Origin of the sequence: Variovorax sp. YR266 (genome assembly GCF_900107295.1) — a bacterium.
Lineage (GTDB): Bacteria > Pseudomonadota > Gammaproteobacteria > Burkholderiales > Burkholderiaceae_C > Variovorax.
On the sequence record NZ_FNPM01000010.1, the window covers coordinates 21,782 to 42,920 of the forward strand.

17 protein-coding genes are annotated in these 21,139 nt (G+C 66.4%); 11 read left to right on the forward strand and 6 right to left on the reverse strand.

Features of this window, described 5'->3' with window-relative positions; all coding sequences use genetic code 11:
* Nucleotides 1-54: 54 nt before the first annotated feature.
* Together BLW48_RS24640 and BLW48_RS24645 are read right to left on the reverse strand one after the other, a co-directional pair.
* Complete coding sequence (locus tag BLW48_RS24640; RefSeq protein ID WP_093178020.1) at nt 55-804, reverse strand: DUF4303 domain-containing protein; 750 nt, start codon at nt 802-804, stop codon at nt 55-57.
* A 65-nt stretch (nt 805-869) separates the two neighbouring features.
* Nucleotides 870-1,253, reverse strand: coding sequence for a nuclear transport factor 2 family protein (locus BLW48_RS24645; RefSeq protein WP_093178199.1), 384 nt, complete (start codon nt 1,251-1,253; stop codon nt 870-872).
* Nucleotides 1,254-1,443: 190 nt separating this feature from the next.
* Between BLW48_RS24645 and BLW48_RS24650 the strand changes: the two genes are divergently transcribed.
* Together BLW48_RS24650 and BLW48_RS24655 are read left to right on the forward strand one after the other, a co-directional pair.
* A complete protein-coding gene (locus BLW48_RS24650) occupies nt 1,444-2,790 on the forward strand; it encodes an MFS family transporter (RefSeq protein WP_093178022.1) in 1,347 nt (448 codons plus the stop codon).
* A 254-nt stretch (nt 2,791-3,044) separates the two neighbouring features.
* The gene (locus tag BLW48_RS24655) at nt 3,045-3,563 is read left to right on the forward strand and encodes a DUF4760 domain-containing protein (protein WP_093178023.1); all 519 of its coding nucleotides are present in this window, start codon (nt 3,045-3,047) and stop codon (nt 3,561-3,563) included.
* 426 nt (nt 3,564-3,989) lie between these two features.
* Here BLW48_RS24655 and BLW48_RS24660 read toward each other — a convergent pair whose 3' ends face one another.
* Genes BLW48_RS24660 through BLW48_RS24670 form a run of 3 tightly spaced genes read right to left on the reverse strand, consistent with a single transcriptional unit; the run spans nt 3,990 to nt 9,943 of the window.
* The gene (locus BLW48_RS24660) at nt 3,990-4,934 is read right to left on the reverse strand and encodes a bifunctional Delta(1)-pyrroline-2-carboxylate/Delta(1)-piperideine-2-carboxylate reductase (protein ID WP_093178025.1); all 945 of its coding nucleotides are present in this window, start codon (nt 4,932-4,934) and stop codon (nt 3,990-3,992) included.
* 40 nt (nt 4,935-4,974) lie between these two features.
* Complete coding sequence (locus BLW48_RS24665) at nt 4,975-8,439, reverse strand: molybdopterin-dependent oxidoreductase (RefSeq protein ID WP_093178026.1); 3,465 nt, start codon at nt 8,437-8,439, stop codon at nt 4,975-4,977.
* Nucleotides 8,440-8,464: 25 nt separating this feature from the next.
* Complete coding sequence (locus tag BLW48_RS24670; protein WP_218137521.1) at nt 8,465-9,943, reverse strand: short-chain fatty acid transporter; 1,479 nt, start codon at nt 9,941-9,943, stop codon at nt 8,465-8,467.
* 136 nt (nt 9,944-10,079) lie between these two features.
* Here BLW48_RS24670 and BLW48_RS24675 point away from each other — a divergent pair, with 136 nt between their 5' ends.
* The 6 genes from BLW48_RS24675 to BLW48_RS24700 all read left to right on the forward strand — a co-directional run bounded on the left by BLW48_RS24675 (nt 10,080) and on the right by BLW48_RS24700 (nt 16,568).
* On the forward strand, nt 10,080-11,021 hold the full coding sequence (locus BLW48_RS24675) for a LysR family transcriptional regulator (protein WP_093178028.1): 942 nt from the start codon (nt 10,080-10,082) through the stop codon (nt 11,019-11,021).
* A gap of 133 nt (nt 11,022-11,154) precedes the next feature.
* The gene (locus BLW48_RS24680) at nt 11,155-12,489 is read left to right on the forward strand and encodes a C4-dicarboxylate transporter DctA (protein ID WP_093178030.1); all 1,335 of its coding nucleotides are present in this window, start codon (nt 11,155-11,157) and stop codon (nt 12,487-12,489) included.
* 20 nt (nt 12,490-12,509) lie between these two features.
* On the forward strand, nt 12,510-13,214 hold the full coding sequence (locus tag BLW48_RS24685; RefSeq protein ID WP_093080515.1) for a GntR family transcriptional regulator: 705 nt from the start codon (nt 12,510-12,512) through the stop codon (nt 13,212-13,214).
* Nucleotides 13,215-13,375: 161 nt separating this feature from the next.
* Nucleotides 13,376-14,482: an AI-2E family transporter gene (locus BLW48_RS24690; protein WP_093080517.1), complete on the forward strand. Its 1,107-nt coding sequence runs from the start codon at nt 13,376-13,378 to the stop codon at nt 14,480-14,482.
* Nucleotides 14,483-14,620: 138 nt separating this feature from the next.
* Complete coding sequence (locus tag BLW48_RS24695; RefSeq protein WP_093058150.1) at nt 14,621-15,058, forward strand: DUF2141 domain-containing protein; 438 nt, start codon at nt 14,621-14,623, stop codon at nt 15,056-15,058.
* A 13-nt stretch (nt 15,059-15,071) separates the two neighbouring features.
* Complete coding sequence (locus BLW48_RS24700) at nt 15,072-16,568, forward strand: carotenoid oxygenase family protein (RefSeq protein WP_093178031.1); 1,497 nt, start codon at nt 15,072-15,074, stop codon at nt 16,566-16,568.
* Nucleotides 16,569-16,574: 6 nt separating this feature from the next.
* Here BLW48_RS24700 and BLW48_RS24705 read toward each other — a convergent pair whose 3' ends face one another.
* Nucleotides 16,575-17,477 carry a LysR family transcriptional regulator gene (locus tag BLW48_RS24705; RefSeq protein ID WP_093058148.1) on the reverse strand — a complete coding sequence of 301 codons (903 nt, stop codon included), beginning with the start codon at nt 17,475-17,477 and terminating at the stop codon, nt 16,575-16,577.
* Between the two features lie 110 nt (nt 17,478-17,587).
* On the opposite strand from BLW48_RS24705, the gene gcl reads away from it, so the two are divergent.
* The 3 genes from gcl to BLW48_RS24720 are packed head-to-tail and all read left to right on the forward strand — an operon-like array spanning nt 17,588 to nt 21,137.
* Nucleotides 17,588-19,378, forward strand: a complete 1,791-nt coding sequence (gene gcl / locus BLW48_RS24710) for a glyoxylate carboligase (protein ID WP_093178033.1) — start codon at nt 17,588-17,590, stop codon at nt 19,376-19,378.
* Nucleotides 19,379-19,400: 22 nt separating this feature from the next.
* On the forward strand, nt 19,401-20,186 hold the full coding sequence (hyi, locus tag BLW48_RS24715) for a hydroxypyruvate isomerase (RefSeq protein ID WP_093178035.1): 786 nt from the start codon (nt 19,401-19,403) through the stop codon (nt 20,184-20,186).
* Nucleotides 20,187-20,228: 42 nt separating this feature from the next.
* Entirely contained in the window at nt 20,229-21,137 is a 909-nt protein-coding gene (locus tag BLW48_RS24720) for a 2-hydroxy-3-oxopropionate reductase (RefSeq protein ID WP_093178036.1), read from the forward strand.
* Nucleotides 21,138-21,139 lie beyond the last annotated feature (2 nt).

A 21,139-nucleotide genomic window follows, 5' to 3' on the forward strand; every position in this document is an offset into this window, starting at 1 on the left:
GGATTTCGGCGTTTCCGCTGACCGTTAACCCGCCAAGACCATCCCCATCGGAACTCACTCGCAGAGCTTGATCCAGCGTTCAAGTCGCCCCACCACACGCGGAGTATTGAGCCGGGCAATCGACCCTTCCATGTCCTCGGCGCCTTCGCTCTGGCACAGCAGTACAACCTCTTCACGCACCGCGCCAGTACCAAAGAACCCTTCGCGATCAAGTTGTTCCATCGCAGCGACGCAGGCTTCGAAGAGGCCCGCGTGCAAGACGTCGAACTCAACACTGCAGGGCAAGTCATTGCGGTGGCAGGGCAGAATCATGCGGTAGGCGATGTCGAGGAACTCGTCGCCCTCCGAATGGGGCCACTCGGCGGAGCACCAGATCTCGCTTTCGTCGTCCATGTCGCCGGGCTCGCCCAGCGCAAGAACGCCGGCGGCGTGGACGATGGTCATCGCGCTGTCGTCACTGCCGAGCGCGAAGAGGCGGATGGTTTCGTCGGGGTGGGCTGCGCGAATGGCCTGGAAGGCGCGGCGAGCACCATCGCGAATCTCGGCGGTGAGCAGGGGGAAGTCGATGCGAGCCGGGTCGTGTGTGCCCTGGCGCACCCGCTTGTAGCCCTGGGCCTCGATCTCGCTGCTGCGCTGCACGAGGGCGTCCTTCGCGGCCTGCGGACTGGCAAACTCGGCGACGCTGGAGCGCCCCATGGTTTTCACCTTGCCACTCGCGGCCCACAGTGAGCTGCCGAACTGGCGCAATTCGTGGAAGTCGGTGGGCACCTCGTTGTCGAAGCGGTAGAACAGTGACCATGTCATGGCGGCGAGAACTCCTTCTGGCGGGGCGCGGTGTCTCCTGAATTTGAACATCAGCTTGTGCGCAATCACGCTGCCCGTTCGACCCACTGGGCGCGCCAAGCGGGGGCGTCGAAGGGATCGGCAAAGTATTGAGTCTCGCGCGACACCTTTCCACCCCGGAACTCCATGATGCTCACGGTGAAGGCGCTCTTGCCCCCGTAGTCGATCGCATACTCGGTGATCCAGAGACTGCCCTCCCCCACGATCCGCCGGACCACAAACCCAGATGGCTTGCCGGGGTGATGGCTGCGAAGTGCCTGCAGGTTGTGCCGGCCGTGGATGACCTCGCCTGACTGCGGGTAGGTGCACACGGCATCGTCGTGATAGATCTCATGCTCGACGACCTGGTCGCCTGCGGCGGACGCAGCCCAATGTCTGTCGATAGCCGTCCGGATGTTCTGCTCTTCCATCATCGACCCCCATTGCGAGCCCGCTTGCTTGCGGCACCCCATTCTAGGTATTTACCCTTGCGTACCGATACGTAGCCGCCCGGCGGCAGGCTACGGACGACAACCCGGCGGCGGCCGGACAGACTCGGCGGAACGGCTTCGCGCGGCTTTGCGGCGGGCCGCAGCAAGAGACAAGCAAGGACCCCTTTTCATGACCGCCATCGCAAGCAGTGCGACCGCCGGCGCCTCCAGCCCCGACGCGACCACCGCCAACAACACCCCGTACACCTTCGAAGAAAAGCGCAAGCGCATCTTCGCCATCTTTGCCGCCTCGTCCGGCAACCTGGTGGAGTGGTTCGACTTCTACGTCTACGCCTTCTGCGCCATCTACTTCGCGCCGGCGTTCTTCCCCAAGTCCGACCCCACCGTGCAGCTGCTGAACACCGCTGGCGTGTTCGCTGCCGGTTTTCTCATGCGCCCTATCGGCGGCTGGCTGTTCGGCCGCCTGGCCGACCGCAAGGGTCGCAAGACTTCGATGGTGACTTCGGTCGTCATGATGTGCGTGGGCTCGCTGGTCATCGCCTGCCTGCCGACCTATGCACAGATCGGCGCCGCTGCGCCCGCGCTGCTGCTGGCCGCACGGCTGCTGCAGGGCCTGTCGGTCGGTGGCGAATACGGCACCACCGCCACCTACATGAGCGAAGTGGCGATGCGCGGACAGCGCGGCTTCTTCTCGTCGTTCCAGTACGTCACGCTGATCGGCGGCCAATTGCTGGCGGTGGTTGTCGTGGTGGTGCTGCAGCAGGTGCTCGACGAGGCCGAGCTCAAGAGCTGGGGCTGGCGCATTCCGTTCGTCATCGGCGCCATCGCCGCGGTGGTCGCACTCATGCTGCGCCGCACGCTGACCGAAACCGCCAGCACCAAGACCCGCGCCGCCAAGGGCGCCGGCTCGATGCGCGAACTGTTCACGAACCACAAGCGCGCCTTCTTCGTGGTGCTGGGCTACACGGCCGGCGGCTCGCTGATCTTCTACACATTCACCACCTACATGCAGAAGTACCTGGTGAACTCGGCCGGCATGTCGATCAAGACCGCAAGCAACGTGATGACGGCATGCCTGTTCATCTACATGTGCATGCAGCCGCTGTTCGGCGCGCTGTCGGACCGCATCGGCCGCCGCACCAACATGCTGCTGTTCGGCGCACTGGGCGCGCTGATGACGGTGCCGGTGCTGAGCAACCTGCAAAGCGTGAGCAGCCCTCTGGTGGCCGGCATGCTGATCACGCTCGCGCTGGCGGTGGTGAGCTTCTACACCTCGATCAGCGGCATCGTGAAGGCCGAGATGTTCCCGCCCGAGATTCGTGCACTGGGCGTAGGCCTGTCGTACGCGGTGGGCAATGCCATCTTCGGCGGCAGCGCGGAATACGTGGCGCTGGGGCTGAAGTCGATCGGGCACGAGTCGTACTTCTACTGGTACGTGACGGGAATGATGGGGGTGGCCTTCCTCGTCAGCCTGCTGCTGCCGAAGCAGGCGACGTACCTGCATCACGACAAGTAAGCACGCGCCCCGACAGAGCACCCCTGCAAACCGGGCGACAGAGGGCCCGGAAATACCCTCTGATTTCCTCGCAAGCCCCCGGACCGGACCTGCCCGTCCGGGGCCGCGTCTTCGGCACGGCGCGGCACGGCGGCCATGCCGCCGCAACGTGCCGAGCAGGCGCCTCCCGCATTCGAGGGATGCTGCATCCGTCGAGAAAGCACAGACTCGGGACGGCCTCCATGGCCTGCTTTCACGACGAAGGAGCACAAGGCATGAACGAAATTCTCTCGGCGTGTGCCCAGCAGATGACGCAGCAGAATGGCGTTGCGTTTCGCGACTGGCTTTCGCTGCTGGCGCTGGTCGCAGGCATATGCACATTCATCTGGAAGCTCTACGCGGACACGAAGTCCGCCCGCTACCGGGAAACCGTCGGATTTCTCGAGAAGCGGACCGCCGGGCTGATGGCCGACTGGAAGCTCGTGCAAAAGGCTGTTGCAGAAGGCCAGGACTTTGACGATGCGGCAAAGAGCATGCTGGGCATGCTCGATACCGTGGCTCTCCTGGTCAAGAAGAAAGCCTTCGACAAAGAGCTGGTCTACAACTACTGGTGGGCGTACTTCATCGATGCGAAGAAGAACCCGGCGGTCGAGGCATGGATCAAGGCTCGCCACGATCTCGACAAGCACGTCCTGGAACACTTCCTGGAGCTCCACGCCGAGTTCAAGAAACGCTGCGAGGCGGAACAGGCTCAGGCGACGGTTACCACCGCGCCCCCGCCTCCTTCCGCATAGACCCGACGAGGACCTCTCTCAGCCAGCGTGGCGCTTCGGTGCGACATGTGCCCCGCTTGCATCCCACCGCTTTGTTCCCCCTTGGGCAGCTGCCCAAGGGGAACAAACCGATGGACCAGAAGACATGTAGGCCGTTGATCAGCTAGTACTGCAAAAAGGCAGGCAAAAAACAAAGTCGTGGACTGCCCCCTCTAGACCAAACTCCAAGTGACAGCTGTGCAAGTATCAATGTTCTGGACTAGCCGATCCACGGACCATAGGCGCATCAGGTAGCCCGCATGAACGGCGCGCACTTTGATACGCAAGACGCCATCTGACATGTCTGGAAACGGCGGGGCAAATCGACTTCTGTGAAGTTTGGGACGCGAGAGGTCGAGAAAAGCGATTCTTTGAGATCATGTAGCGACGGCCTGCGAAGGTAAGTGCTCAGTGCGGATCGGAAGCCTCATAGACCAGCACTGCAGCGGCCAAGTCCTCCAGCGCGGTACCCACGGCCTTGAAGACGGTCCGCCCGTCACTTTCGGCTCGTCCCTGAATCCTGCCCGCGGCCAGATCGGCCAACTCTCCCGCTACATCTGCGGCGGCGAACACGCCGCGCGACATGGGCCCGAGCAGTTCGCCGCTCTTGTCCAACGCTTCTTGCGTATCGACAAACAGGCGTGCGCCAGCAAAGCAGGCATCGTCGGCTTCGCGCATCTGCGGCGTGAAGCTGCCGATCAGGTCGAGGTGGCTGCGCGGCCGCAGCCACGCGCCCTGCACCAGTGGCTGCGTGGCGAGCGTGGCACAGCTCACGACGTCGACATCGTTCACCGCCTTGGCGAGGTCCGGCGCGACGGCCGCCTCGATGTTCTGCGCGCACAGCCGCGCAGCGAGTGCCTTCGCTGCGGATTCGTCGCGGTCCCACACCACGACTCGTTCGATGGGAAGCACGGCACGGTAGGCCTCGGGAACAAGACTGCCGACACGCCCGCAGCCCACGACCAGCAGACTGCGCGAACCCGCAGGCGCGAGATAGGACGCGGCCAGGGCCGATGCGGCAGCGGTGCGCCGCGAAGTGATCTCGTTGCCGTCGATCTGCGCCAGCGGCTCGCCGGTGCTTGCGTCGTACAGCACATAGGTCGAGAACAGTCCGGGCAGGCCGCGCTGCGCGTTGTCCGGGAAGATGGTCACGGTCTTGATGCCCAGGTAGCGGTCGCGTTGCCACGCCGGCATGACCAGCACGGTGCGGGGCGGGTCGTCCGCCCCGGCCTGGAGCGAATGCGTGTGCCGTAACGGCACCTCGCAGCCAGCGACGAACATCTCCCGAAGCGCCGGGATCAAGCGTTCGAAGGGCAGCGCACGGCGGGTGCTTTCCGTATCGATGATTTTCATAGGGTTGCGGATGGAATCAAGTGGATGGAAGTGCCCGCAGTCATGCCTCGAGCACCACGTCTTCGAGAGGGACGGCTTGGCAGGCGAGGCACACGGACGGGTCTTCCGGCTCACTGCCGTGCAGATGACGGACCTTGCCGGCCAGCAGGCGCACGGCGCAGCTCTCGCATTGGCCTACGCGGCAGCCGCTGGCCATCTGCAGGCCGAGCGATTCGCCAAAAGTCAGCAGCGTGCCCTGTCTGGGCGTCCACGTCGCGGGGGCATGGCCCGAGCGCGCGAAGTTGACGGTGAAGTGCTGGTCGCCGTCGGTGGGCGGCGTGCTGGGCGAGCGGAATACCTCGCTGAAGATGTCGAAGCGCGGAACGCCCCGCGCCATCAACCCGTCGGTCACGGCGTCCATCATGGCGGGTGGTCCGCACATGTAGAAACGGGCGCGCTGCGCGATCAGCGCATCGTCCACCACGCTTGCGTCGATGTAGCGGTTCGAGTGGTAGTCGATGCCCAGGCGCTCCTGGGGCCGTGGTGCGTTGTAGTGGTCAACGACCCGCAACTGCGGCAAACGCGCGCGGTGCTGCGCGATACGCTCGCGAAAGGCGTGTGTCGTACTGTTCTGGTTCGCGTAGTAGAGCCAGATGGCCGGCCCTTGCGTGCCGTCGGGAAGCGATTCGAGAAGGCTGATGAAGGGCGTGATGCCGATGCCGCCCGCGAAGAAGACCAGCGGTTGCGGCGAGTGGCGCGGCAGCACGAAGCCGCCTGACGGCGCACGTAGCGTGAGGGTGTCGCCGACCTTCAGCGCGCAGTGCAGATGGCTCGACACGCGCCCCTCGTGCGGCGTGCCGTCGGCCGAGCGGCCGCGCTGGTGGCGCACGGCCACGCTGTAGCTGCGCCGGCCCGGCACCTCGGCCGCGCCTGTGAGCGAGTAGGCGCGCGTGACTTGCGTGCCATCGTCGAGATGCAACTGCATCTCGACGTGCTGCCCGGGACGGTAGTCGGGCAGCTTGCCGTCGTCGACCGGCTCGAAGTGGATACCCAGCACGCCATCGGCCTCGGGCCGCAGCTCGCTGACGCGGAAGGGACGGTAGCCGGACCACTTGCGCTGCCGCGTCCCGGTAGCCGGGTCGCGTTCGATGTCGCAGAGAAAGGAGCGGTGCGGCACCGAGCCGCTCACCGGGTCGCAGCTGTCGGCGGATATCAGCGCGTTGAAGTTGCTGCCCAGTGCTCCTTCGATCGGCAGGCCGTCGCGGTCGAGCTCGGGGCAGCCCTGCCACCAGCCGAACTCGGCAACGATGACGTCGTCCGCCAGTTGAGGCGTGACGCGTGCGACGAAGCGGGCTTCGCCCACGCGCGTGCGGATGCGCATCCAGTCACCGTCCGCGATGCCCTTGGCGGCCGCCAGTGCGGGGCTCAGCTCGGCCACCGGATCGGGCGCGCGCTTGCGCAGCGAAGGCAGGCTGCGGTGTTGGCTATGGCAATAGAAGCCGTTCTTGGCCGAACTCAGCACATAGGGGAAGCGGCCCTGGCGCGTGGCCTTCGCGTCGCGCGGCGTGTCGGCCGGTTCGACGAAGGTGGCGACCGGCGGCTGGCCGTGGCGCAGCAGGGTTTCGGAATAGAGCTCGACGCGGCGCGTCGGGGTGTCGAAGCCGCGCACGCCGGTGGGCGTGGCGCGGGCGTATTTCTGCTCGCTTGCGTCGATGGCGCAGGCAATGCCTTCGGGCCGGGCGCGCAACTGGTCGACCGTGAGGCCGAGCGGCTCGAGCATGTGGTTCCAGCCAGCGTCGAGGCGGCCGCCGAAGAAGCCGTCACCCATGCCAAGGCGGGTGGCCAGTTCGAAGATCACATCGTTGTCTGAGCGCGATTCGCCGCGCGGCGCAACCATGCGCTGGCGCAACTGCACCCAACCGGCCGCGCGGTCGTCGATCTCGAAGCCGATGCGCAGGCCTTCGCGTTCCCATGGCGTGTTGACCGGCAGCAGGATGTCGGCGTAACGGGCGGCGGGTGTTTCAAACAAGTCGCAGTGCACGTGGAATTCGAGCTGCGACAGCGCCTGGTGCGCGAGCGCGGTGTCGGCCTGCGACACGGGCAGGTTGGTGCCGAAGGCCATCATCGCGCGCACCTTGTAAGGCTCGCCTTCGAGAATCGCGCGGTAGGTGTCGCGCGCCGTCACCCAACCGTGCGCGGGGGGGCCGATCGGGCGCTCCGCAAGACCGAGCGCCTTGGCGCGCTGCGCGTCGGGCAGCAGTGAGAGCGAGTTGACGGCGTTGACGCTCGGACCGACGCGAACGCGGTTCGCGCCGATGCGGTCGAAGCTGCCGCACAGCGCATACAGCGTGGCGACCGCGCGTTCGGCCTGTGTGGCGTTGGTGTGCTGGCCGATGCCAGTCCAGGCGTGGTAGGCCACGCGGCGGCAAGTGCCAAAGAGATCGGCGACCGCGCGCAACGAGGCTTCAGCAACGCCGGTGATGCGTTCGACATCCGGCGGCGTATAGGCGGCGCAGCCCTGGGCCAGCAGCTCGAAAGCCGGAGCGCACGACAGGCGATGTGCGCCCACATCGATCTCGACCGCGCCGCGCAGGCGGAAGTGGGCTGCGTCCTGGGCTTGCGCCGCCTGCGCGGTGTCATAAGGCACCGCACAAGCGAGCGCCTCGTTCCACGCCACGAAGCGGTTGCCGTCGGCATCGGGCCACAGGTCCTGCTCACGCAGGAAGTGTCCGTTGTCGCCGCGCACCAGCAACGGGGCATTGGTCCAAGCGCGCACGAAGTCTTCGTCGAAGCGCGCGTCGGCGATCAGCAGGTGGATCAGCCCCAGCGCCAGTGCCGCATCTGTGCCGGGTCGCACGGGCAGCCAGGTGTCGGCCTGCCGCGCGAGCGCGGTGGGGCGCGGATCGATCACCACCATCTTCGCCCCCTTCGCACGACCCCGGCCAATGGCATTGGCCTGTGCCAGCCAGGTGTTCGCGGGGTTGTGGCCCCACAGCACGATCAGTTCGGCCTGCGCGTAGTCGGCCGCGGGCATGCCGCAGCCGAAGGTGAAGGCGTGCGCGAAGTCCTTGTGCCAGTTGCAGACCTCGGTCGCGTAGCAGATGTTGGGGCTGCCGAAGAGGCGCACGAAGCGCTCGATCCAATCGATGCTGTCCGTCAGTGGTGTGCCGCTGGGCGTGGTCACGGCGAACACCACCGACTCGGCGCCGCTCTCGGCCTTGATGGCGCCCAGCCGCTGCGCGGTCTCGGCCAGCGCCTCGTCCCAGCCGATGCGCACCCAGCCCGGATCCGCTTCGGTCTTGGGCCTGGTGCGGCGCATCGGGTAGCGCAGGCGGTGCGGGCTGTGCACAAGCTCGGGCGCGGCCTTGCCCTTCATGCACATCGCCTGGCCGGTGGGGTGCGAGGCATCGGGCCGTACCGACACCAGCATGTCGTCGCGCACCTCGTTGAGCGTGCCGCAGCGCGAACGGCAGAGCGTGCAGTAGCCCTGCTTGGTTTGCGTTGCCGCCGTCGTCGTCACTTGCATCCGGAACCTGCGTGACTCAAGGCATTCAAGGAATCACCGGCGCAACATAGCTCAGCGTGCGGCCGAAGACCCACAGCATGAAGAGCACCAGCGGCGCATGCACCAGCAGTTGCAGGAAGGTAAAGCCCACGATGTCACGCGCCTTCAGCGACAGCACGCCCAGCAGCGGCAGCATCCAGAACGGGTTGATCAGGTTGGGCAGCGCCTCGGCCGCGTTGTAGACCTGCACGGCCCAGCCCAGGTGTACCTTCAGGTCGTTGGCCGCCTGCATGACGTAGGGCGCCTCGATGATCCACTTGCCGCCCCCCGAGGGAATGAAGAAGCCCAGCACGGCGGAATACGCCCCCATCACCACGGCGAAACTGTCGACGTTGGAGATGCTCACGAACAGGTGCGCGATGCGGTCCGACAGCGTGATGCCTCCGTCGCCCTTGGCGGCGGTCAGCATGGCCGCGATGGCACCGTACAGCGGGAACTGGATGATCACGCCCGCCGTCGACGGCACCGAACGCGACACCGCGTCGAGAAAGCTGCGCGGGCGCCAGTGCAGCAGCAGCCCGATCATGAGGAACAGCAGGTTGTAGGTGTTGAGGCCCGAGATCGCGATCAACGGGCTCTTGGCCATGAACTCCTGCGCCAACCAGCCGAAGCCCAGCGCGCACAGGAGCAGCGTGAGCAGCGGGCTGCGTTCGAACCACTCGCCGGGGCGGCGCCCGGCGGAATCGGGGGAGGCCGGCTTGGCTTCCGTGAGGTCCACGCCCAGATCCTGCGCCGTGACCGCGTGCTTCGCGTCGGGCGCCGACCACAGCGCGATGGCCACCGACACTACGATCAACACCAGCGCCACGACGACCGACTGCCACAGGAAGATGGTCTGGCTGAACGGGATCACGCCGGTGATGTCAAGAATGCTCTTGGGCAGACTGCTGGCGTTGGCCTGCAACTGCGCCGCCGACGAGCTGAGCCCCAACGCCCAGGTCGCGCCCATGCCGAGGTAGGCGGCCGCGCCGCCGGCACGGTAGTCCATGCGCAGGTCGAGGCGGCCGGCCAGCGCGCGTACGTAGAGCGCGCTGAAGATCAGCGAAATGCCCCAGTTGAAGAGCGACAGGATCATGCTGATCGCTGCCACGTACGCGATGGCCTGCCGCCCCGACACGGGCAGTGCGGCCAGCTTGCGGATGAGCCGCGCGGCCGGCGGCGAGGTCGCCACCACGTAGCCGCCAACGGCCACCAGCGCCATCTGCATCGTGAAAACAATCAGGCTCCAGAAGCCGTCGCCGAAGGACTTGGCCACCGCCTGCGGGCTCGATCCGTTGAGCAGCGCGGCGCCCGCGACCACCACCACGGCGATGGCCGCGAACACGAAGGCGTCGGGAAACCAGCGCTCGGCCCAGGCCGTGAAGCGCAGGCCCAGGCGGCTCAGCAGCCCGGCATCGGCCTGGGCATCTTGGGGTACAGGAGGGTGGATGCCGGGGCCGGCGGAAGTCTGTGATGTCGATGGCATGGGTTTCTCCTGCTACTGCTGCTGGAACTGTGGGCGTCCTCGTCACACGCCTGACATGGCGTGCTGCGCGGATGTTAGGAACTACCATCGACAATTCATAATCTCTATTTTCAATAGAGCGATATAGGGCGCATCTATGTCGATAACGATCAAGCAGCTGCAACACTTCGTGGCTGCCGCGCACACGGGGCAGGTGTCCCGCGCGGCCCAGCGCTGCTATGTGAGTCAGCCGTCGCTGACCACTTCGCTCAAGAACCTGGAGTCCACGCTGAAGGTGCAGCTCTTTACGCGGCACTCCGACGGGCTGCGGCTCACGGTGCAGGGCGAGGGCTTTCTTCGGCACGCGGAGCACATGCTGCACACGCTCGAGGCAGCGGTGGAGGAAACCCGCAACTCGGTGTCCTCGGTCGAGGGGCGGGTGCAGATCGCCATCACCGACACCGTGTCCGAATACATGCTGCCGAAGATCATCGGCGCGATGCGCAGGCAACTGCCGCTGGTCGAGTTCGAGCCCGTGGAGCGCAACCGGCTCGAGATCGAGGATGGCCTGCGCAGCGGCGAGTTCGACCTGGCCGTGGTACTGGTGTCGAACCTCTCTCGCGCGCCGGACATCCGGCGCGAGAACCTGCTGAAGTCGCAGCGCCGCCTGTGGACGTCGTTCGACCATCCGCTGGTGGCGCACAAGTCGGTGTCGCTGCGTGAGATCGCGCAGTTGCCCTTCGTGCTGCTGGACATGGACGAGCACGTGGACACCGTTGGCCGCTACTGGGGCGCGATGAAGCTCAAGCCCAAGGTCGTGTTCCGCACCAAATCGATCGAGGCCGTGCGCAGCCTCGTTGCGCAGAACGTGGGTGTGACCATCTTGTCGGATCTGGTGTTTCGCCCCTGGTCTCACGACGGCGGGCGAATTCGCAGGACGGTGGTGTCGAGCGCGGTGCCCTCGATGGACCTGGGGCTGGCCTACCGGCGCGGTGCCGTTCTTTCCGAGGCCACTGCAGCCTCCGCGAGTACCTTGCGGTTGCTGGCCAAGACGCTGACGAGAGAGTCACAACCGCGTATGGACGACGAGCCGCAGTAGTTCACTCCAATCAACAAATGGCGGGCCCGGGAATACCCTCTGACCTTCCCAAAGTCTTCTTGCCTACATTTCTTGTATGCAAGACAAGGCGCTGCTTGCATGCAAAACCTAGACAAGACAGACAGGAGACTCCATGCCTCGCTTCGCCAAATCGCTTTTCGGTCAGGTGGTCATCGCGCTGGTGCTCGGCGTGCTCGCGGGGCTCTTCGCGCCCGAGTACGCCGTCAAGCTCAAGCCGCTGGGTGACGGGTTCATCAAGCTGATCAAGATGATCATCCCGGTGCTGGTGTTCTGCGTGGTGGTGCATGGCATTGCCGGCGCGGGAGACCTGAAGCGCGTGGGCCGGGTGGGCGTGAAGTCGCTCATCTACTTCGAGGTGCTGACCACCATCGCGCTGGCGATGGGCCTGGTGCTGGCCTTCGTGTTCCAGCCCGGCGCGGGCATGAACGTCGACCCGTCGAAGCTCGACCCGGCCGCGATGAGCGCCTATGCCTCGAACGCCGACAAGCTCACGAGCGGCGGCACGGTCGAGTTTTTGATGAAGCTCATTCCGACCACGGTGGTCAACGCCTTCGCCACTGGCGACGTGCTGCAGGTGCTGCTGTTCGCGGTGCTCTTCGGCTGCGCGCTCACGCTGCTGGGCGAGCGTGGCAAGCCGGTGGCCGTGGTGGTCGATGCACTCTCGCTGGTGCTGTTCAAGATCATGGGAATCATCATCAAGCTGGCGCCGCTGGGCGTGCTGGGTGCCATTGCATTCACGGTCGGGCAGTACGGCATCGGCTCGCTCAAGCAGCTGGGCATGCTGGTTGCGCTCTTCTACGGCGCGGTGCTGATCTTCGTGTTCGTGGTGCTCGGGCTGGTGATGCGCATGTCGGGCTTCAGCCTGATCAAGCTGCTGCGCTACCTGCGCGAAGAGCTCACCATCGTCTTCGCCACCACCTCGTCGGACAGCGTGCTGCCGCAGATCATGGCCAAGCTGCGCCGCATGGGCATCCGCGATTCGACGGTCGGCCTGGTCATTCCCACGGGCTACTCGTTCAACCTCGACGCCTTCTCCATCTACATCACGCTGGCGGCCGTGTTCATCGCGCAGGCCACCAACACGCCGATCTCGATGACCGACCTGATGACGATCCTGGCGATCGCACTGGTCACGTCCAAGGGTGCGCACGGCGTGCCGGGCTCGGCCATCGTGGTGCTGGCCGCCACGCTGCACGCCATTCCGGCGATTCCCGCCATCGGGCTGGTGCTGGTGCTGTCGGTCGACTGGTTCATGGGCATCGCCCGCGCACTGGGCAACCTGATCGGCAACTGCGTGGCGACCGTTGCCATCGCCGCCTGGGAAGGCGACATCGACCGTGAACGCGCACACGCGGTGCTCGACGGCCGCTACTCGCCTGACGACGAGCCGCTGGCAGAGCCCGTGGTGAACACCGCAGGCACCTCCACCGCCTCGAGCGCCCACTGAAGAAGAAAAAGAAAAGAAACATGCCCGCCGACGTCAGCCCCACCGTCATTGCCGAACGCGTCGTCGAGGCCATCCTCGCGCAGAAGCTCGCGCCGGGCGAGCGGCTCGGCGAGCAGGCGCTGGCCGAGAACTTCTCGGTGAGCCGCACGATGGTGCGCGAGGCGCTGATGCAGCTGCAGGCGCGCGGTTTTGTCGAAGTGCAATCGCGCCGCGGCTGGTACGTGGTGGAGCCTTCGGCCGAAGAGGCGCGCGATGCTTTCTCCGCACGGCGCATCGTCGAGGCCGGCATCCTCGAAGCGAGCGAGGGGCGGCCGCTGTCGAAGGTGATCCGCAAGCTGCGTGACCACATCGCCGACGAGCAGCGCGCCATCGAAGGCGCCGATGCCGCCACTCGCGCCTTCCTGCTGGCCGACTTCCACGTGTGCCTGGCCGAGCAGATGGGACACCAATTGCTGGTCGACGTGCTGCGCGACCTCACGGCGCGCACCACGCTGGCGGCCACGCTCTACCAGTCGAAGCACGAGGCGGGGCAGTCTTGCTCGGAACACGGCGCCATCGTCGCGGCCCTTGAGGCCGGCGACACCGCCGGGGCGCGGCGGCTGATGCTCGATCACATCGGCAATGTCGAGCGCTCGCTCGAGGTCGATGCCGCCGCCGAGCCGGACGCGCCGAGCCGGCTGCGCGCCACGCTGGCGCCTGTGGCGTTGCCGCGCGCCAAGCGCTGAAGCCGTGCATTAATACCGGTGGCAGCTATCTGTTCGATAGCAGGCATAGCCCGCCGGGCCATCGCTTCCGGCGGATTTCCTCCCCAGTCCTGTTGCGCCGCACAAGGGCGCGCCCGCTGACACGGCCGTGGGTTCCGGCTCGGCTACAGTCCGAGACAACTATGAACTCACCCCAACTCCAGCGCGGCGTGTTCCTCGCCCTTCTCGCCGCCGTGACCGCCGCCTTCCTCTGGGTGCTGATGCCGTTCTTCGGCGCAGTGCTGTGGGGGGTGGCGCTGGCGATCCTGTTCACGCCGCTCTACAAGTGGCTGCTGAAGAAAATGCGCGGCAAGCCCAATGCCGCTGCGCTGTCGACGCTGGCCATCTGCCTGTTCATCGTGATCCTGCCGCTGGCGATGGTGGGCGTGTCGCTGGTGCAAGAGATCGCGCTGGTCACGCAGAACATCCGCTCGGGCCAGATCAACTTCGCGGCCTACTTCCAGCAGATCCTCGATGCCTCGCCGCAATGGCTGCTGAACCTGGTCGAGCGCTTCAACCTCGGCGACATGGCGGCCTGGCAGGCTCGCGTGTCGGCCATCGCGGGGCAGGCCAGCCAGATCATCGCGAGCCAGGCGCTCACCATCGGGCAGAACACCTTCGACTTTGTCGTCAGCTTCTTCGTGATGCTGTACCTGCTGTACTTCCTGGTGCGCGACGGCGCGACGCTGTCGAAGACGATGCGCGATGCCGTGCCGCTCGCCAAGCCGCACACGCACTACCTGCTCAACAAGTTCACCACCGTGATCCGCGCCACCGTGAAGGGCAACGTGGCTGTGGCCATTGCGCAGGGCACCATCGGCGGGCTGGCCTTCTGGTTCCTCGGCGTGCAGGGCGCGCTGCTGTGGGCGGTGCTGATGGCATTCCTCTCGCTGCTGCCCGCCGTGGGTGCCGCGCTGATCTGGGGGCCGGTGGCCATCTACTTCCTGGCCACGGGGCATTTCTGGCAGGGCGGCGTGCTGATCTTCGTTGGCGTGTTCGTGATCGGCCTGGTCGACAACATCCTGCGCCCCGTGCTGGTGGGCAAGGACACGCAGATGCCCGACTACATCGTGCTGATGTCGACCATCGGCGGCATGGCGATCTTCGGCATCAACGGCTTCGTGATCGGGCCGGTGATCGCGGCGCTGTTCATGGCTGCGTGGAGCCTGTTCGCGGATTCGGGGCACGTGGGCAACGGCCACGAGGCGGCTGAGGGCGCGGAAAGCGCCGGAGACAAGAAAAAGGGCTGAGGCAGGCACGGGCGCCGGCCCGTTCTGTCCCCGCCCGCGCGCATTTCACGCGCGCAAACCTGCGTTTCGTCACATGGCGCTGGGCACCGCGCCCAGCCTGCGAGATCGTCGGGCCTCCAACTTCCAACGAGGCCTGCCATGCAACTTCCCGCCCTCCTGTCCCGCCCGGTCGTGCGCGCCCTGTGCACCGCCGTGGCCCTCGCGCCTTTCGGCGCCCTTGCCGCCGACCTGAGCCTGAGCGTCGCCGACGGCCCCACCGCCGAAGCCACGCTCTACGTCGCGCTGTACAACGACGCCGCCGGCTACGCCGACAGCAAGGCCGTGGCCTCGCAGACCGCGCCGATGCGCGAAGGCAAGGCCCGGCTCGTGTTCGCGGGGCTGGCGCCAGGGCGCTACGCGCTGCGGGTGTTTGCCGACGAGAACGGCAACGGCAAGCTCGACACCAACCTCATGGGCATGCCGACCGAGCGCTACGGCTTCTCGAACGACGCCAAGGGCAACCGCGCCCCGCCGTCCTTCGAAGCCGCGGCGATCAGCGTCGACGCCGACCTGCAGACCGTCATTCACCTGCACTGAGGAGTAGACCGCCATGGAACGACGCGAACTCCTGCGCCTGCTGGTTTCGGCCGGCGCCCTGCCCCTGCTGGCACCGCTGGCGCGCGCCGCCGGCACCGACGACTGGCAAGCCCAGTTCGAAGCCGCCAGCGCGCCCTGGAAGACCGGCTTCACCACGCCCGCAGGCGACCTGCCGCCGACCCGCGCCACGGTGCGCGGGCGCTTTCCCGATGCCGTCGCCGGCACGCTGTTTCGCATCGGCCCGGCCGGCCACGACCTGGGCGGCGAGCGCTACCACCACTGGTTCGACGGTGACGGCATGGTGCACAGCTTCGTGATCGACGGCGCCGACGTGCGCCACCAGGGCCGCTACGTCGCCACGCCCAAGCGCGTGGCCGAGGCGAAGGCCGGCCGCCGCTTGTTCGAGGCCTTCGGCACCATGCCGCCGGGCGTGGAACCGCCAACCTCGGCCGACAGCATCAACGTCGCCAACACCAGCGTGCTGCCGATGCGCGGCGAGGTGCTGGCGCTGTGGGAAGGCGGCTCGGCCACGCGCATCGATGCGCGCACGCTGGACACGCTGGGCGTGAAGACCTGGCGCGCCGACCTCGCGGGCATGCCGTTCTCGGCCCACCCGAAGGTCGATCCGAACGGCACTATCTGGAACTTCGGCGTGAGCTCCGGCCAGGGCCTGCTGGCGCTGTACGAGATTGCGCCCGAAGGCACGCTGCGGCGCGCCGCCGTGGTGCCGGTGGCTGACATGCCGATGGTCCACGACTTCGCCGTGACCGAGCGGCACCTGGTGTTCCTGATGCCGCCGCTGGTCTACGACGGCAAGCGCAAGGAGGCCGGTGCGAGCTTCCTAGACGCACACGTCTGGCGGCCCGAGCTCGGCATGCGCGCGCTGGTGGTCGACAAGCAGAACTGGGAAAAGCGCCAGATGCTCACGCTGCCGGCCGGCTTCCTCTTTCACGTCGGCAATGCCTGGGAAGAAGACACGCCGCGCGGCACGCAGATCCACATCGACTACGTGCGTTCGGACAACGCCGACTCGGTGTTCACGACCAACCGCGAAGTGATGCGCGCGCGCATTGTGAGAAGCACCCATCCACACCTGACCGTCGCGACGCTGAATCTCGGCACTGGGGAGGCCACGCAGAAGGCCCTGCCGCTGGAGGCCGAGTTTCCGCGCATCGACCCGCGCCGCGTGGGCATGCGCCACCGCAACGTGGTTCATGCCACGCAGATCCGCCCTGATATTCCGGGCTTCGGCTCGATCGCGCGCACCGACGTCGAAACCGGCCGCAGCCAGCGCTTCAACTATGGCGCGCAGGCCATGGTGGAAGAGCATGTCTTCGTGCCAGACGGCTCGAAGCCTGGCTGGGTACTGGGCACGGTGCTCGACTTCGGCCGGCAGAAGACGGTGCTGTCGTGCTTCGCGGCCGACCACCTGGCGGCGGGGCCGGTGGCGCAGGCCACGCTGCCTTACGCGTTGCCGCTGGGCCTGCACGGCGCATTCGTTGCGGCCTGAAGAAGCTCAGGCCGCCCACCAGCCTTCGTCGAAGCGCCCCTGCAGGAAGGCCACGAAGCCCGACACCTTGCCCGGCACCAGCTTGGGCGAGGGAAAGACGGCGTGGATCTCCTGCTCGGGCAGCGCGTGGTCGCCGAGCACTTCGCGCACCTTGCCCGTGGCCAGCGAGTCGCTGGCCACGTAGCGCGGCATCAGCGCAATGCCCAGCCCGTCGCGCGCCGCGGCCAGCACGGCGGAAAGATTGTTGGAGCGGAAGCGGCCGGACACCGGCACCGTCACCGGCTCGCCCTTGGGCGTGTGCATGCGCCAGAACTCGTCGCCCACCACGCTGCTGTAGATGAGCGCCACGTGCGCGCTCAGGTCCTGCGCACGCTTCGGCGTGCCGTGTTTCTTAAGGTAGGCCGGTGACGCGACCATCGCCCACGGATTGACCCCCAGGTAGCGCGCACCCAGCGAAGAATCGGCCAGCTTGCCCATGCGGATCGCCACGTCGATGCCCTGCGCGATCAGATCCACGTAGCGGTCCTCGAAGCTCAGGTCGAGCTGCACCTGCGGATGCCGGCGCATGTATTCGAGTGCCAGCGGCACCACCACGCGCCGCCCGAATGCCACCGAGGTGCCCACGCGCAGCAGCCCCTGAGCCTGGTTCTGCCGCAGCTGCACGATGCTGTCGGCCTCCTCGGCCTCGCGCACGATGGTCTTGCACTTCTCGTAGTACAGCGCGCCCGGCTCGGTGAGGCTCACGCCGCGCGTGTTGCGATTGAGCAGCCGCACCTTCAGCCGCTCTTCAGTGGCCGCGATCTGCTTGGTCACGGTGGGCTGCGTGGTGTTGAACTCGCGCGCCGCCTTCGAGAAGCTGCCGGTCTCGACCACGCGCACGAACATTTCCATTGCCAACAATCTGTCCATGGGCCGGATGGTAGTCACTTATTCCGCCATGGAATAGGTTTTATGGTCCCCAGCCGTCTTCTTCGAATGCCCCCCGCTTCCTACAGTGGGACCACCTCAAGGAGACTCAAATGACAAAGATGACAGCGGTGCAAGCCGCGGTTCTGGTGATGGAAAAAGAAGGCGTGACGCAGGCCTTCGGCGTTCCGGGCGCGGCAATCAACCCGATGTATTCGGCGCTGCGCCAGCGCGGCAGCATCTCGCACATCCTCGCGCGCCACGTCGAGGGCGCCTCGCACATGGCCGAGGGCTACACCCGTGCCATCGCCGGCAACATCGGCGTGTGCATCGGCACCTCGGGCCCGGCGGGCACGGACATGATCACGGGCCTGTACTCGGCCTGGGCCGATTCGATCCCCATTCTCTGCATCACCGGCCAGGCGCCGCGCGCGCGGCTCTACAAGGAAGACTTCCAGGCGGTCGACATCGAGTCGATCTCCAAGCCCGTCACCAAGTGGTCGGTCACGGTGCGCGAGCCGGGCCAGGTGCCGCAGGTGTTCCAGCAGGCCTTTCACCTGATGCGCTCGGGCCGCCCGGGCCCGGTGCTGATCGACCTGCCCTTCGACGTGCAGATGGCGCAGATCGAATTCGACATCGACAGCTACGAACCGCTCAAGCCCTACAAGCCGGCCGCCACGCGCGCCCAGATCGAAAAAGCCATCGGCATGCTGAATGCGGCCGAGCGCCCGCTGATCGTGGCCGGCGGCGGCGTCATCAACGCAGATGCGGCCGACCTGCTGGTGCGCTTTGCCGAAGCTACCGGCGTGCCGGTGATTCCCACGCTGATGGGCTGGGGCGCGATCCCTGACGACCATCCGCTGATGGCCGGCATGTGCGGCCTGCAGACCAGCCACCGCTACGGCAACGCAACGATGCTGGCGAGCGACTTCGTGCTGGGCATCGGCAACCGCTGGGCCAACCGCCACACGGGCTCGGTCGATGTCTACACCAAGGGTCGCACCTTCGTGCACGTGGACATCGAACCCACGCAGATCGGCCGCGTGTTCACGCCGGACTTCGGCATCGTCTCGGACGCCAAGGCCGCGCTCGAACTCTTCGTTGAAGTGGCGGAGGAAATGAAGGCCGCAGGCCGCCTGCCCGACCGCCGCGGCTGGGCCAAGCAATGCATCGAGCGCAAGAAGACCATGCTGCGCAAGACCAATTTCGACGACGTGCCGATGAAGCCGCAGCGCGTGTACCAGTGCATGAACAACAACTTCAGCAACGACACCTGCTACGTGAGCACCATCGGGCTCTCGCAGATCGCGGCCGCGCAGTTCCTGCACGTGTACAACCCGCGCCACTGGATCAACTGCGGGCAGGCCGGCCCGCTGGGCTGGACCATTCCCGCCGCGCTGGGCGTGCGTGCCGCCGACCCGACGCGCAAGATCGTCGCGCTCTCGGGCGACTACGACTTCCAGTTCATGATCGAAGAGCTGGCCGTGGGCGCGCAGTTCAAGCTGCCGTACATCCACATCGTGGTGAACAACTCCTACCTCGGCCTGATCCGCCAGGCGCAGCGCGGCTTCGAGATGGACTACTGCGTACAGCTCGCCTTCGACAACATCAACGCGGGCCCCGATGCAGGCATCGAAAGCAGCTACGGCGTGGACCACCTGAAAGTGGTCGAGGGCCTGGGCTGCAAGGCCATTCGCGTGAACAAGCAGGAAGAGATCGCGCCGGCCATCCGCCGCGCCGAGGCGCTGATGTCGGAGTTCAGCGTGCCGGTGGTGATCGAAGTGATGCTCGAGCGCGTGACCAACATCGCGATGGGCACCGAGATCGACAACATCACCGAATTCGAGCCGCTGGCCGAGACCATCGCCGATGCGCCGACCGCCGTCGCGGCCATGCTGGATTGAGACTGCAAGAAAGAAAAACGACATGCCAAAGTTCGCAGCCAATCTCACGATGCTCTTCACCGAGCTGCCTTTCATGCAGCGCTTCGAGGCCGCCGCCAAGGCGGGCTTCGAAGGGGTGGAGTACCTCTTCCCCTACCCCTTCGAGAAGAAGGAGCTTGCCGCCGCCCTGCGCGACAACGGCCTGCGGCAGGTGCTGCACAACCTGCCGGCTGGCGACTGGGACAAGGGCGAGCGCGGCATCGCCTGCCACCCCGACCGCACGGGCGAGTTCGCCGAAGGCATCGGCGTGGCGATCGACTACGCGACGGCGCTCGGCTGCCCGCAGGTCAACTGCCTCGTGGGCAAGGTGCCGGCCGGCGTGAGCAGGGAGCTTGCGCACAAGACGGTTGTCGACAACCTCCGCCTTGCCGCGCGCGAACTCGAAGCGGCAGGTTTGCGCCTGCTGATCGAGCCCATCAACACCTTCGACATTCCGGGCTTCTTTCTCACGCGCACCGAGCAGGCACTGGTGCTGATCGAAGAAGTCGGCTCGGCCAACCTGCGCGTGCAATACGACATCTACCACGCGCAGCGCATGGAAGGCGAGCTGGGCAACACGCTCACGAAGCACCTCGCGCAGATCGGCCACATCCAGCTGGCCGACAACCCGGGCCGCGGCGAGCCGGGCACGGGCGAAATCAACTACCCATGGCTGTTCAAGCACATCGATTCGCTCGGCTACGACGGTTGGATCGGCTGCGAATACAAGCCCCGCGCGACCACCGTGGAAGGCCTCGGCTGGCGCCAGGCGCTCACGCAGAAGCAATGAACATCGCGAACCTCGAGAACATCGGATAAGGAAACCAGAGACATGACGACCCAACAAAAAATCGGATTCATCGGCCTCGGCATCATGGGTGCGCCCATGGCGGGCCACCTGCTCGACGCGGGTCACCAGCTATTCGTGAACACGCAGGGCAACACGCCCGAGCCTTTCATCTCGAAGGCCACGATCTGCGCCTCGGCCGCCGAGGTGGCGCGCCAGGCCGACATCATCTTCATCATGGTGCCGGACACGCCCGACGTCGAAAAGGTGCTGTTCGGCGAGCCGGGCACGCAAGGCGTGGCCGAGGGCCTGAAGGATTCGCGCGGCAAGATCGTGGTGGACTGCAGCTCCATCGACCCGATTGCCACCAAGGGCTTCGCCAAGCGCATCATCGCGCTCGGCGCCGGCTACATCGACGCGCCTGTCTCCGGCGGCGAAGTGGGCGCCAAGGCCGCCAGCCTCACGATCATGTGCGGCGGCGACGAAGGCACCTTCGAGCGCGTGAAGCCGCTGCTCGACAAGATGGGCAAGAACGTGACGCTGGTGGGCGGTGCTGGCGACGGCCAGGTCTGCAAGGTGGCCAACCAGATCATCGTGGCGCTGAACATCGCGGCCGTGGGCGAGGCGCTGGTGTTCGCCTCCAAGGCCGGCGCCGATCCGGCCAAGGTGCGCCAGGCGCTGATGGGCGGCTTCGCCAGCTCGCGCATCCTCGAAGTGCATGGCGAGCGGATGATCAAGCGCACCTTCGCGCCGGGCTTCCGCATCGCACTGCACCAGAAGGACCTGAACCTCGCCATGCAGAGCGCGCGCTCGCTGGGCGTGTCGCTGCCGCAGACAGCGGGAGCCGCGCAGCTGATGAATGCGTGTGCGGCGCTGGGCTACGGCCAGCTCGACCACTCGGCGCTGGTGCGGGCTTTGGAAGCGCTCGCCCAGCACACCGTCACTCCTGACTGAGC

Bases quoted from the DNA above. Each gene is read 5' to 3' on its own strand.
- BLW48_RS24720 (WP_093178036.1), top strand. From the start codon at position 20,229: ATGACGACCCAACAAAAAATCGGATTCATCGGCCTCGGCATCATGGGT.
- BLW48_RS24645 (WP_093178199.1), bottom strand. From the start codon at position 1,253: ATGGAAGAGCAGAACATCCGGACGGCTATCGACAGACATTGGGCTGCG.
- BLW48_RS24680 (WP_093178030.1), top strand. From the start codon at position 11,155: ATGCCTCGCTTCGCCAAATCGCTTTTCGGTCAGGTGGTCATCGCGCTG.
- BLW48_RS24660 (WP_093178025.1), bottom strand. From the start codon at position 4,934: ATGAAAATCATCGATACGGAAAGCACCCGCCGTGCGCTGCCCTTCGAA.
- BLW48_RS24705 (WP_093058148.1), bottom strand. From the start codon at position 17,477: ATGGACAGATTGTTGGCAATGGAAATGTTCGTGCGCGTGGTCGAGACC.
- BLW48_RS24700 (WP_093178031.1), top strand. From the start codon at position 15,072: ATGGAACGACGCGAACTCCTGCGCCTGCTGGTTTCGGCCGGCGCCCTG.
- BLW48_RS24675 (WP_093178028.1), top strand. From the start codon at position 10,080: ATGTCGATAACGATCAAGCAGCTGCAACACTTCGTGGCTGCCGCGCAC.
- BLW48_RS24690 (WP_093080517.1), top strand. From the start codon at position 13,376: ATGAACTCACCCCAACTCCAGCGCGGCGTGTTCCTCGCCCTTCTCGCC.
- BLW48_RS24640 (WP_093178020.1), bottom strand. From the start codon at position 804: ATGACATGGTCACTGTTCTACCGCTTCGACAACGAGGTGCCCACCGAC.
- BLW48_RS24655 (WP_093178023.1), top strand. From the start codon at position 3,045: ATGAACGAAATTCTCTCGGCGTGTGCCCAGCAGATGACGCAGCAGAAT.
- BLW48_RS24695 (WP_093058150.1), top strand. From the start codon at position 14,621: ATGCAACTTCCCGCCCTCCTGTCCCGCCCGGTCGTGCGCGCCCTGTGC.
- BLW48_RS24670 (WP_218137521.1), bottom strand. From the start codon at position 9,943: ATGCCATCGACATCACAGACTTCCGCCGGCCCCGGCATCCACCCTCCT.
- BLW48_RS24650 (WP_093178022.1), top strand. From the start codon at position 1,444: ATGACCGCCATCGCAAGCAGTGCGACCGCCGGCGCCTCCAGCCCCGAC.
- BLW48_RS24665 (WP_093178026.1), bottom strand. From the start codon at position 8,439: ATGCAAGTGACGACGACGGCGGCAACGCAAACCAAGCAGGGCTACTGC.
- hyi (WP_093178035.1), top strand. From the start codon at position 19,401: ATGCCAAAGTTCGCAGCCAATCTCACGATGCTCTTCACCGAGCTGCCT.
- BLW48_RS24685 (WP_093080515.1), top strand. From the start codon at position 12,510: ATGCCCGCCGACGTCAGCCCCACCGTCATTGCCGAACGCGTCGTCGAG.
- gcl (WP_093178033.1), top strand. From the start codon at position 17,588: ATGACAAAGATGACAGCGGTGCAAGCCGCGGTTCTGGTGATGGAAAAA.